Source organism: Deinococcus piscis (assembly GCF_014653275.1).
Classification (GTDB): domain Bacteria; phylum Deinococcota; class Deinococci; order Deinococcales; family Deinococcaceae; genus Deinococcus; species Deinococcus piscis.
In genome coordinates, this window is the sequence record NZ_BNAL01000003.1 from 63,158 (window position 1) to 78,308 (window position 15,151).

The following is a 15,151-nucleotide window of genomic DNA, read 5'->3' on the forward strand; positions in this document are numbered from 1 at the left end:
TGGCCAGAGCCAGACCAAAAAAAACTCCCCCGAGTGGAGGAGTTCTGCGGTGCCGGGCGTGCTTAGACGCTCAACACCTGGCGGCCATTGTAGTAGCCGCAGCTGGGGCACACGTGGTGGCTCAGCTTTTTGGCATGGCACTGGGGGCACTCACCCAGAGCGGGCATGCTCAGGGCGTGGTGGCTGCGGCGCATATCGCGCTTGCTCTTGCTGGTCTTCTTCTTGGGAACGGGCTTCTTGGACATGATTCAACTCCTTGCTGGGGATCAGGGGGGCCGGTGTTCCCCCTGCCCCGAGCGTCTGCTGGCAGGGGATGTGTCCGCAGCGCTCATGGTGGTCTTGCCGGGGGGCCTCGGGCGCGTTGCCCAGACCTTTCTCGCGTCTCCTGAAGTCTTCAGGCGCAAGAGAACAGCAGGCAGTGTAGCACAGCTACGCGCTGACTGGTACCCTTACCCAAGCCCGCTGCTGTGCCCGCCCTGGTAAGCTGAGCGGATGAATTGTCCCGCGCTTACCCCGTACACTATGGAGCGGTGCGCTGGCGGCAGCTCTGGCCTCTTCGTGGGAACCTGGACGCTGTTGAGCGCGTAACGTGGCGTGGCAGCCCTCCCCTTACTTTTACGTTCTTACGGCCCTACCGCTCAGCGGTACGTAGGCCAGTCAGAAAGCGAGAACATGACCAAGAAATTACTTCTCATTGCGGGCAGCACCCTGCTCCTGACCGGCTGCGGAACCACCGGTCCTATTCCTCCGTTTGGACACACCTTGACCCAGGACTGGATTACTGCCGACTTTGACGGTCAGCAGGGCAGCGAGAGCATCTCCAGAACCAACCTGGCCGATATCGTGTTCAACAACAAAGGCGAGATCATCGGCTGGTATGTCAAGAACTACGCCGGCTCGCCTTATATCAAGCAGAATGCCGACGGCACCTTTGACTTTACGGCGCTGCAAAATGAGCGTGGCATCATCAATCTGGTCAATGGCCCGGCCCTGCACATCCAGGCCGAGGGCCTTGACCCTCAGGCTCCAGTGACCGCGCAGGACCCGGAGCTGCTGAACAACGAAGACGCCAACGAGCAGGTGGCGGTCTTCCGCTATCAGCAAGGTGGCGTGCCCATCACCAAGACGGTCACCATTCACACCCGCAACTACCTCATCAACGTCAAGACCGAAGTGGGCGGCGGCATTCAGAACTACCAGATGCTGCTGCCCGGCCTGGGCAATGAAGGCAACCCCCGCGTTCGGGCGCTGCCGCAGGTGGGCGAAGTGGCGACGGTCCAGGGTGCAGGCGTGACCAGCGTAGAAAACATTCGCTACGCCGCCATGCAGCATGTGCCGCCCAACCAGATGTCCCCCGCGATTCTGGTGCGCCCTGAAGGTGGTACACGGATTGACGCCCAGATGACTGGCGGCAGCAACGCCCTGTTGACCCTGGGCATGACGGGCAATGGCTCGGTGGACGTGTACGGTGGCCGCAACGAGCTGATTCACCTCAAGCAGACGGGTTTTTATGGCATGCCGGGCGTGTTCGACCCCAACTGGTTCGGGCGCATCAGCCTGGGCATCGTGTCGCTGATGGAGTTCATGCACCGCTTGGTGGGCGACTGGGGCATTGTCATTCTCTTGATTGCCGTGCTGCTGCGCTTGGTCATGTGGCCAGTCATGCAGGCGCAGGCCCGCACCACCGCCAAGATGCAGGTGCTTCAGCCCAAGATGAAAGAAATCCAGGACCGCTACAAGGACGCCAAAGACCTGGAGTCTCAGCGGGCCATGCAGATGGAAATGGCCGCTCTCTATAAAGAGCACAACTTCAACCCTGCGGGCTGCCTGAGCAGCTTCTTGCCGCTGCCGGTGCTGATTGCGCTGTGGTCGACCATCCGCAACTTCGAATTCGACTCAGGCTTCTTGTGGATGCCTGACCTGGCGATTCCTGATCCCCTCTGGATTCTGCCGGTGCTCTACCTGATTGCCAATATGGCGCAGCTGTGGCTCAGTACGCGCCGCACTCCGGAGATGTTCAAGCAGCAGGCATTCATGTACCTGTTCTTCGTATACTTCGCGCTGATTTTCCCGGCTGGGGTGAGTATCTATCTGATCATCTCCACGGCCATCGGTATCTTGCAGCAGTTCATCGTGAACAAGCAGGTCGAAGCCGAGCTGGCCCGAGCTGGCCAGACAGTACAGAAGACTGCGCCAGCCGCAGCGGCCAAGCGCAAAAACAGCCGAGTGATTGACGCACCCAAGGACTGAGCCGAGGGGCTCCCCAACTTCCCCCCCCACTGCGGGGGGATTTTTTTGGTTCCTCGCAGGCAGCTGCGCGGAACAATAAAAAACCCGCTCGCCTTGCTAGAAGGTTCCGAGCGGTTATGTTTATTACTCTAGCGCGGTATGCAGTATTCGTCAAGGTTATCCGGGCAGCTTCAGGGCTGGGTCACATGGTCCGGCAGCCTGGCCAGGCTCACCACCACCCCCGCCGCTTGAAGACCCAGGCCAGGGCACCGGCGACCAGCGCGAAGCTCAGCCAGGCCAGGGCGTAACCGAATTTCCAGTGCAGCTCGGGCATGTACTCGAAATTCATGCCCCACACTCCGGCCAAGAAGGTCAGCGGCAGAAACACCGTGCTGACCGCCGCCAGGGTCCGCATTACCTCATTCATGCGCTGACTCTGCACGCTCGAATGAATGGCCAGCAGGTTCGACAAGTTGTCGCGGCTGGTGTCCAGGCGCTTGCCCAGGCGGTTCATAGAGTCGCGCACATCGCGGAAGCGCAGCAGGTCTTCTTCGGACGCTGAAGCATGCCGCGCCAGCAGGGTCAGCATGTCCTGGGCCTCATTGCACAGCCGGCGGGCGTGGTTCAGGCGCTGCTTAAGGTCAAAGACGGTCTGCACCATATTTTCCTTGCCCCGGTGATCGAAATCGAACATTCTCTGCTCCAGAATGTCAATTCGGTCCTCTAGGGCCCGCATAAACACGACAAAGCTCTCAGCGCCCGTGTCCAGAATCTCAAAGGCGATTTCGGCGGGGCTGTCCACCGTCTCGCGGCCCACGATTTCGCGCACCCGTTCCAGGTACGGCAGCTCCTCACGGCTCAGGGTCAGCAGACTGTCGGCATACAGGAAAATGCTGATGCGCTCCGATTCCTCCGCCAACTCCTCTGGCCTGGCCAGGGTCCGGAAAGTCAGAAAGTCACCTTCCGGGTATTTCTCGTAGTGGCTGGCGTGCCCCGGTTCCAGCGAATCTTCCAGCGCGAGGTCATTCATGGCAAAGGTCTGTGCCAGCGCGGCCAAGTCCTGATTGGTCGGCTCACTGACATGCAGCCACAGGTGGCGGCGCTCCATGCCTGCCTCCCACGGCGCAGCTTGCCCAGAAAAGTCGGTGGCCTCAATCACGCGCTTCAGTGTAGCTGCCCGTGAGACACCGGACGGCCAAGCCCTGAAGGGCCGGAGCCACAAAAAAAACCCGCTCGCCTTACAAGAAGGTTCCGAGCGGTTATGTCTATTACTTTAGCGCGGTATGCAGTATTCGTCAATGTGATCCAGCGAGGAACCCTCAACGCCGGACCTGGCCCACTCTAGACTTTGGCTGCGCTTGGGGTTGCGTCCGCTCCGGTCCACACCGGGCCAGCCGGCTGCTGCTGGGTCAGGCAGTGAAATGACCCGCCGCCCTCGATAATCTGGCGGCTGGGCAGACCGACGACCTCGCGGTCAGGAAATAGGGGCCGCAAAGTCTCCAGCGCTCGCTCGTCGTTCGGGTCGCCGTACTGCGGCACAGCCACAAACCCGTTGCCGATATAAAAATTGGCGTAGGTGGGCGGCAAGCGGCCTTCGGCACCTTCTAACCTGTGGGCGGGCAGCGGCAGCTCCACGATACGGAAAGGTTGCCCGTGTGCATCCGTCATCTCCCGCAAGGCTTCCAGATTCCCCTGCATCACCGCAAAGTTGGCGTCACTGGGGTCCTCGGCCACACTGGTCACGATGGTGCGCGGGTCAGTGAAGCGGGTGATGGTGTCAATATGCCCGTCGGTGTGGTCGTTCTCCAGGCCGCCGTCCAGCCACAGCAGGTGGCGCACGCCCAGGGTGTCACTCAGCAGCGCCGCATAGCCTTCTTCGCTCAGGCCGGGGTTGCGCGTTTCGGTCAGGAAGCAGGAGCGGGTGGTCAGGCCCACGCCGTCCCCGGTCACTTCCAGGCCGCCGCCTTCGAGCACTTCGGGGCGGTCCCAGTGGCCCATGCCCAGGTGCTCGGCGACATACTCGGGAATGCGGTTGTCGTTTTCCCACTCGAACTTGCCGCCCCAGGAGTTGAATTCCCAGTTCACCAGGGCCACTTCGCCGTCTGCATTCCGCACAAAAATAGGGCCGTTGTCGCGCACCCACGAGTCATCCAGCGGCACCTGATGGAAGGTGACATTGGCGGCGTCTGCGCCCAGGCGCTTGCGGGCGTCGGCTTCGCACTCGGCGCTGCGGCACAGCAGCTCTACCGGCTCAAAGCGGGCGATGGTCCGCACCAGCTCGGCATATTCGCGGCGCACACCCTCCAGGTGGCCGAACCACAGCTCATCGTCAGCGGGCCAGCTCATCCAGGTGGCCACGTGCGGCTCCCACTCGGCAGGCATGGCAAAGCCCAGGTCGCGGGGCGCGGGGTCAGCGGGGGTCAGATGCTTCATGGCTTCTATTAAATCATCTGCGTTCTTCCGCCTGGCTTGCCCCTAAAGGCTGTCCAGAAAATCTTTGAAATGTGCCCGGTGCCGCGATTTCGCATGGGTAGAGCGAGTGGATACGGCAACAAGCCTCATATCCCATTTCCTGGAGGACCCCTGGCGGGTTACTGGCCGATGTGGAAGGTCAGGGTCTCCAGGCCGGGAGCCAGGCCCAGGCGGCTACAGGTCAGCCGTGCCCCGGCAAAGTTGAGGCGCTGGCCGCTGTCGCAGCTGGCTTGCCACTCTTCGAGCAAGCGGTAGGTGGGCTGTTGCCCCAGCAACAGCGCTGTAAAGTCGGCGGCCAACTGTGCGGGCGTGCCTGGCTGCCTATAGTCCTGCGGAGCGAAAGGGGGCTGTGGACCGGCAAAATTCAGCGCAGCCCCGACCACCCGGCCCTGCGAGGCATAAACCTGAAGCTGTGGGCCTACTCCTGCTTCTGCTGGCGCGGTGACATACACAGATTCCCAAATGGAGCCCGCGATGGGCCGCCGCCCAGCCGCTTCGCAGCGGTTCATTTCGCAGAACGGGGTGCCTTGCACGGCAACCGGCTGATTCAACAGGCCAGCTGCCCGGGCCGTGTCCACTGCCAGAGTACCCAGGGTCAGCAGCGCCAATGCGAGATGTCTTGCCATGACCTTTAGCCTGTCAGTCTTTCCTGATTTCAGGGTGAGTGCTCCGGATTTCACGTCAAATTGCACCAAATTACACCATCTATTGGCAGCTCTCCTCTTCCGACCTAAGATATTGCCCAAAGGAGGTGAACAGTATCAGTTGGCATAAGTTGATACTTCCTGAGGGTAAACTGGGGCCATGACAGAGCATGGTCGAGTGCAAGACGATGTGCTGACGCTGGAGGAGCTGGCAACACTCCTCAAGGTCAGTGAAACTACCGCCTATAGCCTGGTTCGCAGTGGCGAACTTCCAGGCCGCAAGGTGGGGCGCGAGTGGCGCTTTGTCCGCTCGCAGATTCTGACCTGGCTGATGTCGGGCACGGAGGACAACATGGGACAGACCAATACTCAGGGCGACGGCGTGGTGCAATTGGGCGAGGACGGCGGCGAGTTCAAGGTAGAAGGAGGCCGCGAGTATGTGGCGATGTGGCTGCCGCTGACCCGCGACGAAAAAGCCGCCCTGGTAGATAAGGCGGCCCGTGAAGGTGTGATGCTCAGCGAGTTGGTGGCAGACCACCTGCGTGACTGGGTCAAAGGAAGCTGAGCAGGGCAGTAGAGGCGGGCGGAGTGGGCCTGGGTTTTCCGCTCTCCCCCACCTCCTTCAGCGCTGACTCAGCCAGTCCTGCGCCACTTTGGCGGCGTCCTCGCCATTCACGGCGATGCGGCCATTCAGGTCACTCAGGGTTTTCTCGTCCAGCTGGGCAAAAATGGGGTTCATCACGTCCGCAATCTGGGGGAATTTGTCCAGCGTTTCCTCCCGGACGGTCAGGGCAGGCTGATAGACCGCCACTGCGCCCTCGGGGTCAGTAAGCGCACGCAGACCCAGGGCGCTGATGGCCCCGTCAGTGCCATAAGCCATCGCGGCATTGACCCCGCTGGTGCCCTGTGCGGCGGCGGTTTCGGTCTGGGTGGTGTTGCCTCCGGGCACAATCACCAACTGCTCAGGGCTCAGACTAAAGCCGTAGGTTTGCTCAAATGCCTTCAGGGCGTCGTCGCGGTCCACGAACTCCTGGCTGGCGGCCAGCTTGACCTGACCGCCGCCACTAACCCAGGCGCCAAAGTCGGCCATGGTGTTCAGGTTGTTTTCGGATGCCAGGGCTTCGGGCACAGCGATGGCCCAGGTGTTGTTGGCAGGAGCGCGGTCCAGCCAGACGATGCCGTTCTCGGCGTCCAAGCGCTTGACCGTGTCGTAGGCCTGTTGGGCATCCTTGCTGACCGAATCCCCAATCTCTGCGCCCGCTTCATTCAGTAGATAGATGGCGCTGCCGGTGTATTCGGGATACAGGTCAATCTCGCCCTGCTCCAGCGCCTTGCGGACCACGTTGGTCGCGCCGGTGCTGCACTTGTCATTCACCGTAAAACCCGCGTCAATTAGGCTCAGCTTGGTGATCTGGCACAGCAGAGCGCCTTCGGTATCAATCTTGCTGCCCACCGTCACCGTGCCGGTTTCGCCGGTGGCCGCTGCACTGGTGGCCGAAGAGGCCGTGCTGGCCGCCTCGCTGCCCGAAGTCTGTGCAGAGGTGCTTTGCTGCGTGGTGGACGTAGAAACGGTGGTAGACGAGGTGGCCGACGTGGTCTCTTTTTGCGGAGCGCAGCCAGCGAGCAGGGCGGCGCTGAGGGTCAGGATGACAGGTGCAGTTTTCATGGGTGTTCCTCCGAAGGGTCGCCGGGGCAGGACGCAAGAAAGGTTCAGGAAAGAGAAGGAAAGAGAACGTCCAGCCGGAAACGGTGCTGGATGGGGCAGGTCTTAGGCTAACGGGCCAGCGGCGGGCAGCCCGCCATGTGTTAAAGCCGCCCTAATGCCTTGCCAGGCTCCTGCCGGGGCTGTGGCCTAGAGTGAACGGATGAGCCGCGCCCGCCCTGACCCGATTGTGCTGCTGGGCGCAGCCCTGGGCTTGGCCGCGCTGGCGCTGCCGTGGGTGAATTTCCGTGAGAACCGGCTGGTGTTGGGTGAGGGTTTCCCCTTGCTGGGCTTGCCTGCGGGGTGGCTTTTGCCTGCACTCTGGCTGGCCCTGGGGGCCCTGGCCTGGAGTAGCTGGCGTTCAGACGCCCGCACAGCGTGGCTGGGCGCGGTCCTCTTTGCGGTGACCTGCGCGGGGGTCAGCGGGCTGCTGGGTGGGGCGGCCAGCTCGCTGATGCTGGAAGCCACGCCGCTCGCCCGCGTCTCCCCGGCAGGTGGATTCTGGCTGAGCGTGCTGGCGCTGTATGTGGCGGGTTTTGGCCTTAGCCGCTGGCCGGGTGCGGCCCGGTGGTCCGGGCTGTTGGGCCTGCTGGCCTTTGCTGCGGTTCCGCTGCTGGGCTGGTGGCAGGACCTGGGTCTGGCGCAGGAGTACGCCAACATTGCGGGCACGTTCTGGCCGCAGCTGGGCCTCCACCTGGCCCTCAGTCTCACGGCGCTGCTGCTGGCGCTGATTCTTGGCTTGCCGCTGGGCCTGGCCGCTGCCCGCCATGAGCGGCTGTCGGGCACCGTGTTGGGTGTGGCGGGCTTCTTGCAGACGGTGCCTTCCGTGGCGCTGTTTGGGCTGGTGTTGCCCGTGTTCTCGGCGCTGGGGCGGGACGCCACGCTGGGCAGTTATGTGGGCTGGGCTGGGGGAGCGCTGCTGCTGGGGACTGCTCTTTGGCGGCTGTTTGGGCAGAAGATTGCTGGGCTACTGGGCGGCCTGCTGGCGCTGTTGGGTGTACAGGCTTTGCTGCTGCTGGGAGGCCTTGCCCTGATTGGCATGCTCGAAGGAGTCTGGCTGGGGGGCCGCAGCTTTAGCCCGGAGGCGCTGTCGCTCTCAGCGCCGCTATCGGCCTGGGGTATCCGTGGCATCGGTGCAGCTCCGGCCCTGCTGGCGCTGACCATTTATGCGCTGCTGCCCGTCGTGACCAACACCTTTGTGGGGCTGCGCTCGGTGCCGCCTGCCCTGACCGACGCCGCCCGTGGCCTGGGCATGACGGGGGGCCAGATTCTGCGCCGCGCTGAGTGGCCCATCGCCCTGCCGTTCATCATGGAGGGCATCCGTGCCGCGCTGGTGCTGACTTTCGGCATCGCCACCATCGCGCCGCTGATCGGGGCGGGGGGGCTGGGCTTCTTTATTCAGCGTGGGGTCGAAGGCAACGTGCCGGACCTGGTGCTGCTGGGCGCGCTGCCCATCGTGCTGGTGGCCCTGCTGCTGAGCGGGCTGGTGGGCTGGCTGGGGCAGCGTCTGACCCCGCCGGGTCTGCGCCCAGAGGCGGCGGCACAAGGAGCGGAGCTGACAGAGGCGAGCCCAGAAGTGAGGAGTGTTTCATGATTGAGTTCCGAGAAGTCACCAAGCAGTTTGCTGGTGGCCCGCCTGTCCTAAACGGGATTACCCTGGCCGTGCCTGACGGCGAGCTGGTGGTGCTGATCGGCCCCAGTGGCAGTGGCAAAAGCACCCTGATGCGGCTGGTGAACCGTCTCATTGAGCCGACCTCCGGCAGCGTATGGGTTGATGGGCGCAACGTGGCCGATGTGAACGTGGTTGAGCTGCGCCGCAACATCGGCTACGTGATTCAGAGTGTGGGCCTGTTTCCGCATCTCACGGTGGCCCAGAATGTGGAGCTGGTTCCTAGCATCACCGGGGTGCCCGCCGCCCAGCGCCGTCGCCGCGCCGAAGATCTCCTGCACCTGATGGGCTTGGAACCGGCAGCCTACGCCGAGCGCTACCCCCGGCAGCTGTCGGGCGGGCAGCAGCAGCGCGTCGGAATTGCCCGCGCCCTGGCCGCCGACCCCGCCTACCTGCTGATGGACGAGCCGTTCAGCGCCCTGGACCCCATCACCCGCGAGGCCCTACAGGAGCAGTTTCTTCAGCTCAAGCGCGAACTGGGGCAAACCATCCTGTTCGTGACGCACGACGTGGAAGAAGCGGTGCGCCTGGGTGACCACATCTGCTTGCTGGGAGACGGGGTTATTCAGCAATTTGGTCCGCCTGACGAACTGCTGCACCGTCCGGCCAACGATTTTGTGGCGTCATTCATGGGTGACAGCCGCGAGCTGCTGCGTCTGGGCCTGCGAACCGCTGCCGACTACATGCGCCCGCCTGATCCAGCGGCCAGGGGGCAAGTGGGGCTGGACTGGCCTGCGGACCGCGCCCTTTCCGCCCTGCTGGGAGCCGGTGGAGCTGCCATGCAGGTGGTGGCTCCGTCCGGTGAAGTGGTGGGCTCGCTGCGCCTGAGCGATTTTGCCGGGTCGTCGCAGGCGCAGCAACCTGCTGGAGAACCGGGCGCATGAGCCGCCTTGGCGTCCAGGCGGCGCTGCTGGCCGCCGGCTGGGCGGCGTTCTTCTGGCTGGTTTCCGCGCAGGAGCTGTGGGCACGGGTCATGGGCGCACTGTTCCCGCAGGTCAGCACGCCTGTCTACGAGCGCAACACGTTGTGGGAGCTGACCTGGCAACACCTGGGCCTCACAGGCGTGACCATGACGCTGGTCGTGCTGATTGGCGTGGGCCTGGGCGTGTGGACCACGCGGGCGCAGGGCCACGCCTTCTTGCCGCTGGTGAACAACCTCACCACGGTTGGACAAACGTTTCCGCCGATTGCGGTGCTGTTCCTGGCGCTGCCCTTGGTGGGCTTCGGGGCCACTGGAGCCGTCGCTGCCCTCACGCTTTATGCTCTGCTCCCGGTGACCCGCTCTACTGTGCTGGGCCTGCAAAGCGTAGATAGGCCGGTGCTGGATGCGGCGCGTGGCCTGGGCCTGAGCGCTGCGCAGCGACTGTGGCGTCTGGAAGTGCCCGTGGCCCTGCCTGCGGTGCTGGCCGGTATTCGCACCGCGCTGGTACTGACCATCGCCACCGCGACCCTGGCCCCAATGGTGGGCACCGGGGGATTGGGCGTCCCCATCATTGCCGGGCTGGGGGCCGACAACCTGGCCCTGATCTTGCAAGGAGCCATTCCGGTGGCGCTGCTGGCTCTGCTGGGTGATCTGACCATGCGGACGCTGGAGCGCTGGCTGACGCCCTGGGTGCCCTGAAGCTCTCCCGGATTGCTGAACCTCCCGGGCGCTCTGTGTCCTCTGGGAGGCCGTGACTTCAGCGGCTCAGCGTCAGGCGCAGCTCGTCTCCCCACCCACTCACAGCCGTGATGTGCAGCGAAGGGTCGGCGCTCTGGCCGGGGATTTGCTCATGGGATGAAGTCCCCGGGGCAGGCCACTTGAGGCGCAGCAAGCGCCAGCGTCCCTTTTCGATGAGTAGCACACGGGCCTGCACTTCTCCGGCCCAAATGCAGGCCACACCTTCTGGACAGCGGCTGTCGTTCACGCTCAGGAGCGCCACGCGGGCCTGGCCGAGCGTGCCCAGCTCGCCAGGACGGAGTTGCACGCTCGGCAGCAAGGCAGGGGCTTTGCCCGATAGGAGGGGTGCGGGCTGGGGCGTGGGCTGCGGGATTGCGGTTTGGGCCAGGGCTGCGGGTGAGGCCAGCAGTAGGGTGAGCATCCATCTGTTCATACCTGCAGCTTAGAGGAGGGACCTGACTGAATCCTGCGCCGCAGGTCAAACCCGTGTCAGTGTAGCCCCATCACTCTCATGAGAGGGCCTCCTAGATTGAGGCTGTGCTGAAAATTGGTTCCTACGTTCTGGGTGCCTTGCTGCTGTTCGCCGCAGTGTTTGCGCTGTTGCCAGCCCGCAGTCCGCGCACCGAGACTGGAGCCACACTGCACGGAGTAGCGCTGACGCTCTATCCAGCCAGTGATCCTGACGCCTCCTGGCAATTTGAAGCCAATCAGGTGGTGAATGATCCTCTGAGCGGTGAGACTCGTCTCTCCCAGCTGAAAGATGGTGGCCGCTGGCTGCGTGAACGTGATGCGTCGGGGCAGCTGACCGGCAAAACTGTGCTGGACGCCCGCTTGGCCGCCAATGACCTGACCATTGACCGAGAGGACAACATGCAGACCGACCTGGCGACCATTACGCTCGTCAAGGAATGCGCGGTGGTCAAGCTTTCTGGCAATGACAAGCAGCCGGTCCGCGTAGATCAGAGCGCAGGTTTTAGTGCTCCCCTGGCCGAAGTGGATTCTCCTGCCATCGTGGGCGAGGTGCCGGATATGCGTATGTCCTTTAATTTTGAGATTCTGGAGAGCAGTGAGCAGTCGAGCTTTGGCTGGGATATGAATTCCACTGAGCAGTGCGTTGGTGGCGAGCGCGTGCCGATCTGACCCGTAGCATGCCCGCACGTCACGCCTCCCCTGCTCCCTAGTCCCCTCTTTATTCCTAAAGCCACCCACCATCCGACCACTTTCTCTGAGGAGGAACCCCCCATGTTTCTGAATCCCACTGCCAAAAAAGCTGTCACCTTCGCCCTGCTGGCCCTGACTGGAACCGGCGTGCTGGCTCAGGCCAATGCGAACCGCATCATCAACATTCAGGGTGCGCCGCGCGGCGACCTGCGCAACGGTCCTGTGACGTTTACCGGCAATCCGGTGCGGGCCAAGGTCAGCACCCTGACCATCACCGCGAGCGAGGCCCGGCTGGCTGCGCCCCAGGGGCAGACCATCGTGGGATCGCAGGGCAAGCGCAACTCGCGCTTCAGTGGCGACGTGCGTATACAACGTGGCCGCCTGGCGGCCCAGGGTTCGGAGCTGGTCTACAGCGAAGCCACCGGCCAGGGCGTGCTGCGCGGCAATGCACGGGCCTCCTTCGTACCTGAAAACCGTGGCGAAACCGTGCAGATCAAGGCCGAAAGCATGAGCCTGGATGTAGACAGTAATGTCTCGACCTCCAAGGGCAGTGTGGTTCTGCGGCAGGGCAACCAGAGTGCTGCCGCCTCGCAACTGGTCTTTGACGAGGACCGCGAACTGGGCGTGCTGACTGGCTCGCCCCGTCTACGCCAGGAAGCGAGCGGCAATCAAAAGGAGCTGCTGATGACCGGCCAAGAGGTCCGCGCCCTGACTGGCAGCAAGACCATCTACGTCAAGGGCAACGTGAAGCTGATCCAGGGCTCGATCACCACCACCGGCAACGCCCTGTTCTATGACGACAACAAGAACGTGGCCTATGTGGTGGGCAACGCCGTGAGCCGTGACTCCAAGAGCGGGTCTACCGTGCGTGCGCCTGCGAGCGGCGCTCTGGAGCAGCGGACTGATCTGGCCCGCGTCCGCACCCTGAGCAGCGGCTACAACATTCCCACCTCGCAGTTCAAGCTGCGCGGCGAATAAGCCAGGACGGCGAGCCGTGCGCCCCCGCTTGCCTTCCGGGTTGTGGACCGCTTCGCTAGGGCTGGCCCTGGGGCTGGGGGCGACCCTGGCCCAACCTGCCTGGCCGCCTGTGCCGCCCCCGGTGGTACCGGCCCCCACCATGTCGGCCCCCGCTCAGACTGCTGGCGACGTTCCCCCGCCTCCTACAGAGGAGCAGCTGAATGACCGCTGGACGGACGAGAGCTGGTCAGACGAGAGCTGGGCCGAAATCGAGCAGTGGGCCGAAGATACGGCCAGCCCGGCCATGCCACCCGCTGCCGAAGCGGTCCCTGGAGACGAGTACTCCACGCTGGAGTTGCTGCGCGAGGGCAAAGACGGTCAGCAGCGCCGCATCCGTGTGGTTCGCAAGGGGACCGACGATGCCAGCGGCATTTTCACGATTTGTCAGCCACGCGAGGATGAAGACCCCAATGGTCCCAGCCTGGCCGTATTCAGCGAGTCCGGGGCCGGCGGAGTCGAAATCAGCATTGACAAGAACCTGATCCGGGTGCCGTTGGCGCTGGTGACTCAGCAACGCCGCCCCGATGGTACGGCTGGTGACGGACAGATTGAGGCGGGGGGCGGCAGCGCTCATCTGCTAGATGAAGTGCCCTCTGGAGCCACAGACCGGCTCAGCGGCTGCGGCGTGGTGGCCGAGTCCCGCGACGTACCTGGAGCCGTGCAGGTCACGCAGGGCCAGACCCGTCTGACCGGCCAGAGCCTCAAGTACGGCGAGTCGGACGGTGTGGCGCGGATTACTGGACCCATCACCTTTGAGCGCGATGTGCAGGGCGGCGAAAGTGGCGACCTGTCCGGCACCGCTGGCAGCATTGAAGTGGACGTAGACCGCGAGCGCACCGTGTTGGTGGGCGATGTGGTGCTCAATTCCAGCGGGGGGCGGGTGAGCCGCGCGGCCCGTGTGGAATATGACGACACCGCCAACCTGGCCCGCTTGATCGGGACTCCCGAACAGCCTGCGGTGACCACCCGTGGAGACGAGCGCCTCCAGGCTGCTGAAATCCTCTATGACCTGGAGCGCGACGAAGCAGTGGCCCGGGCTTCGGCAGGTGTGCGCATCAGCGGTGAGTTCTCAGATCAACCTTGAAGCTGCGGGCCAGGAAATGGGCCGGAAGGTCACCCCGCCCATCTCCTGCTTTTTTGGCACTAGATTCTTCTGCCCTAGTTCCGCTCCCCCCGCCCTTCTAAGGCCCCCAGTGCTTCACGCAGGGTCTGGGCGCTGCGTTCCAGTTGCTGCGTCTCCTCGGCAGTCAGTGGTGGCTGCAAGGTCTCCTCTATGCCACTGCGGCCTACCACCCGTGGCAGCGACATGGCGATGCCATAAGGCGTTGGCCCGCTGACGGTCAAGATGGCGCGGCGGTCAAGGATCACCGCCTCTACAATGCGGGCCAGTGCGGCACCGATGCCGTAGTAGGTGGCCCGCTTGCCCGAGATAATGGCTGCGGCGGCGTCGCGTGTGCCCCGGTCAATTTCTTCTCGCAGAGCGCTGTTCCAGGGCAGCTGGCGGGCCGCCATAAATTCCTCAATGCCCAGGCCAGCAATCTGCACGGTGCTCCAGGCCAGCACCTCACTGTCTCCATGTTCACCCAGGACGTAGCCGTGCACGTGGGTGGCATCTACCCCAGCCCGCTGCGCAATCAGGTGACGAAAGCGGGCACTATCAAGCACGGTGCCCGAGCCCAGAACCACTTGAGAGGCTGGAGCGTAGCTGGCGGCCAGATCGGTCAGCAGGTCTACAGGGTTGGTGGCGATAATCAGGGCTGCCAGCGGTGCGGCCTCGCAGATTTGCGGAATCAGTTCCCGGAAGATGGCGGCGTTGCGGCCCAGCAGCTCTAGCCGGGTTTCACCGGGCTTCTGGTTGGCTCCAGCGGCCACCACCACCGCATCGCAGCCGCTGAGCGCGCTGAAGTCCCCGCTGCTGACGCGAGTGCCATGACTGACCGGCGCGGCGTGCGCGATATCTTCGGCCTCAGCGCGGGCGCGCTCGGCGTCGCGGTCCACCAGTACCAGGTCGCTACAGGTACCGCGCAGGGTCAGCGCATAGGCCGCTGTTGCGCCCACAAAGCCGGAACCGACCACCCCGACTTTCACCGCATACCTCCAGTGCTGGGCTCTGGATTGGGCTGGCGTACCGTCAAGACTGGCACCGGGCTGCGGGCCACCAGTTTCTCGGCGGTGCTGCCCAGAAACAAGTGCTCCAGGGGGCCGCGTGCGTGTGTCCCTACGATCAGCAGGTCGGCTCCCCAGGCCTGTGCTGCGTCCAGCAAACTGGTGACAGGATCGCCCACCAGTTGTTCATAACTCTCCCCTTCCCGCACCAGCGCTGTCAGTTGCTGCGCGTCCCCCTGCTCTATGGTGTCCAGCAAGGCGGGGTCATAGCTCATCGGTGTCAGGCCGCCCATGACATCTGGGGAAGCTGTCACGCGGACATCCACAGCGTGCAGCAGCCGCAGCTCCGCCTCCGGAAACCGGGTACGGGCCACATCCAGCGCGTGCAGCGAGGAAGACGAGAAGTCGATACCTACCGCAATGCGGCTGAAACCTCCGGCTGAATTGGACATGCTTTAGATTAAGCTCCGGCGGTAAGGCAGATGTCACCT

Annotated in this window: 16 protein-coding genes; 8 read left to right on the plus strand and 8 right to left on the minus strand. The window is 63.7% G+C overall.

The window, feature by feature from the left end; genetic code table 11:
• Nucleotides 1-62: 62 nt before the first annotated feature.
• Complete coding sequence (gene rpmF, locus IE158_RS02060) at nt 63-245, minus strand: 50S ribosomal protein L32 (RefSeq protein WP_013615731.1); 183 nt, start codon at nt 243-245, stop codon at nt 63-65.
• A gap of 427 nt (nt 246-672) precedes the next feature.
• Between rpmF and yidC the strand changes: the two genes are divergently transcribed.
• Nucleotides 673-2,250, plus strand: a complete 1,578-nt coding sequence (gene yidC / locus IE158_RS02065; protein WP_189642012.1) for a membrane protein insertase YidC — start codon at nt 673-675, stop codon at nt 2,248-2,250.
• A 208-nt stretch (nt 2,251-2,458) separates the two neighbouring features.
• Here yidC and IE158_RS02070 read toward each other — a convergent pair whose 3' ends face one another.
• From IE158_RS02070 to IE158_RS02080, 3 genes are all read right to left on the minus strand, one after another.
• Entirely contained in the window at nt 2,459-3,388 is a 930-nt protein-coding gene (locus IE158_RS02070) for a magnesium transporter CorA family protein (protein ID WP_229838839.1), read from the minus strand.
• Between the two features lie 182 nt (nt 3,389-3,570).
• Entirely contained in the window at nt 3,571-4,662 is a 1,092-nt protein-coding gene (locus IE158_RS02075) for an agmatine deiminase family protein (protein WP_189642013.1), read from the minus strand.
• A 158-nt stretch (nt 4,663-4,820) separates the two neighbouring features.
• Nucleotides 4,821-5,327 carry a hypothetical protein gene (locus IE158_RS02080; protein ID WP_189642014.1) on the minus strand — a complete coding sequence of 169 codons (507 nt, stop codon included), beginning with the start codon at nt 5,325-5,327 and terminating at the stop codon, nt 4,821-4,823.
• Nucleotides 5,328-5,505: 178 nt separating this feature from the next.
• Between IE158_RS02080 and IE158_RS02085 the strand changes: the two genes are divergently transcribed.
• Nucleotides 5,506-5,910: a helix-turn-helix domain-containing protein gene (locus IE158_RS02085; RefSeq protein WP_189642015.1), complete on the plus strand. Its 405-nt coding sequence runs from the start codon at nt 5,506-5,508 to the stop codon at nt 5,908-5,910.
• A gap of 57 nt (nt 5,911-5,967) precedes the next feature.
• Here the strand turns inward: IE158_RS02085 and IE158_RS02090 are convergent, their stop codons facing one another.
• Nucleotides 5,968-7,011 carry an ABC transporter substrate-binding protein gene (locus tag IE158_RS02090; protein WP_189642016.1) on the minus strand — a complete coding sequence of 348 codons (1,044 nt, stop codon included), beginning with the start codon at nt 7,009-7,011 and terminating at the stop codon, nt 5,968-5,970.
• Between the two features lie 199 nt (nt 7,012-7,210).
• Between IE158_RS02090 and IE158_RS02095 the strand changes: the two genes are divergently transcribed.
• The 3 genes from IE158_RS02095 to IE158_RS02105 are packed head-to-tail and all read left to right on the plus strand — an operon-like array spanning nt 7,211 to nt 10,337.
• A complete protein-coding gene (locus tag IE158_RS02095) occupies nt 7,211-8,641 on the plus strand; it encodes an ABC transporter permease (RefSeq protein WP_189642017.1) in 1,431 nt (476 codons plus the stop codon).
• Nucleotides 8,638-9,600, plus strand: a complete 963-nt coding sequence (locus IE158_RS02100) for an ABC transporter ATP-binding protein (protein ID WP_189642018.1) — start codon at nt 8,638-8,640, stop codon at nt 9,598-9,600. The genes IE158_RS02095 and IE158_RS02100 overlap by 4 nt, the downstream gene beginning before the upstream one ends.
• On the plus strand, nt 9,597-10,337 hold the full coding sequence (locus tag IE158_RS02105) for an ABC transporter permease (protein ID WP_189642019.1): 741 nt from the start codon (nt 9,597-9,599) through the stop codon (nt 10,335-10,337). The genes IE158_RS02100 and IE158_RS02105 overlap by 4 nt, the downstream gene beginning before the upstream one ends.
• Nucleotides 10,338-10,395: 58 nt before the next feature.
• Here the strand turns inward: IE158_RS02105 and IE158_RS02110 are convergent, their stop codons facing one another.
• Nucleotides 10,396-10,809: a hypothetical protein gene (locus IE158_RS02110; RefSeq protein ID WP_189642020.1), complete on the minus strand. Its 414-nt coding sequence runs from the start codon at nt 10,807-10,809 to the stop codon at nt 10,396-10,398.
• Nucleotides 10,810-10,913: 104 nt separating this feature from the next.
• On the opposite strand from IE158_RS02110, the gene IE158_RS02115 reads away from it, so the two are divergent.
• The 3 genes from IE158_RS02115 (at nt 10,914) to IE158_RS02125 (ending at nt 13,638) form a co-directional block, all read left to right on the plus strand.
• Nucleotides 10,914-11,516 carry a hypothetical protein gene (locus IE158_RS02115; RefSeq protein WP_189642021.1) on the plus strand — a complete coding sequence of 201 codons (603 nt, stop codon included), beginning with the start codon at nt 10,914-10,916 and terminating at the stop codon, nt 11,514-11,516.
• 102 nt (nt 11,517-11,618) lie between these two features.
• Nucleotides 11,619-12,515: an LptA/OstA family protein gene (locus IE158_RS02120; protein ID WP_189642022.1), complete on the plus strand. Its 897-nt coding sequence runs from the start codon at nt 11,619-11,621 to the stop codon at nt 12,513-12,515.
• A gap of 16 nt (nt 12,516-12,531) precedes the next feature.
• Nucleotides 12,532-13,638: an LptA/OstA family protein gene (locus IE158_RS02125; RefSeq protein ID WP_229838840.1), complete on the plus strand. Its 1,107-nt coding sequence runs from the start codon at nt 12,532-12,534 to the stop codon at nt 13,636-13,638.
• 74 nt (nt 13,639-13,712) lie between these two features.
• Here the strand turns inward: IE158_RS02125 and IE158_RS02130 are convergent, their stop codons facing one another.
• A complete protein-coding gene (locus IE158_RS02130) occupies nt 13,713-14,642 on the minus strand; it encodes an L-lactate dehydrogenase (RefSeq protein WP_189642023.1) in 930 nt (309 codons plus the stop codon).
• Nucleotides 14,639-15,112 (minus strand): universal stress protein, encoded by a 474-nt coding sequence (locus IE158_RS02135; protein ID WP_189642024.1) that lies wholly within the window; start codon nt 15,110-15,112, stop codon nt 14,639-14,641. The genes IE158_RS02130 and IE158_RS02135 overlap by 4 nt, the downstream gene beginning before the upstream one ends.
• Nucleotides 15,113-15,151 lie beyond the last annotated feature (39 nt).

Bases quoted from the DNA above. Each gene is read 5' to 3' on its own strand.
- rpmF (WP_013615731.1), bottom strand. From the start codon at position 245: ATGTCCAAGAAGCCCGTTCCCAAGAAGAAGACCAGCAAGAGCAAGCGC.
- yidC (WP_189642012.1), top strand. From the start codon at position 673: ATGACCAAGAAATTACTTCTCATTGCGGGCAGCACCCTGCTCCTGACC.
- IE158_RS02075 (WP_189642013.1), bottom strand. From the start codon at position 4,662: ATGAAGCATCTGACCCCCGCTGACCCCGCGCCCCGCGACCTGGGCTTT.
- IE158_RS02080 (WP_189642014.1), bottom strand. From the start codon at position 5,327: ATGGCAAGACATCTCGCATTGGCGCTGCTGACCCTGGGTACTCTGGCA.
- IE158_RS02085 (WP_189642015.1), top strand. From the start codon at position 5,506: ATGACAGAGCATGGTCGAGTGCAAGACGATGTGCTGACGCTGGAGGAG.
- IE158_RS02090 (WP_189642016.1), bottom strand. From the start codon at position 7,011: ATGAAAACTGCACCTGTCATCCTGACCCTCAGCGCCGCCCTGCTCGCT.
- IE158_RS02095 (WP_189642017.1), top strand. From the start codon at position 7,211: ATGAGCCGCGCCCGCCCTGACCCGATTGTGCTGCTGGGCGCAGCCCTG.
- IE158_RS02100 (WP_189642018.1), top strand. From the start codon at position 8,638: ATGATTGAGTTCCGAGAAGTCACCAAGCAGTTTGCTGGTGGCCCGCCT.
- IE158_RS02105 (WP_189642019.1), top strand. From the start codon at position 9,597: ATGAGCCGCCTTGGCGTCCAGGCGGCGCTGCTGGCCGCCGGCTGGGCG.
- IE158_RS02110 (WP_189642020.1), bottom strand. From the start codon at position 10,809: ATGAACAGATGGATGCTCACCCTACTGCTGGCCTCACCCGCAGCCCTG.
- IE158_RS02120 (WP_189642022.1), top strand. From the start codon at position 11,619: ATGTTTCTGAATCCCACTGCCAAAAAAGCTGTCACCTTCGCCCTGCTG.
- IE158_RS02135 (WP_189642024.1), bottom strand. From the start codon at position 15,112: ATGTCCAATTCAGCCGGAGGTTTCAGCCGCATTGCGGTAGGTATCGAC.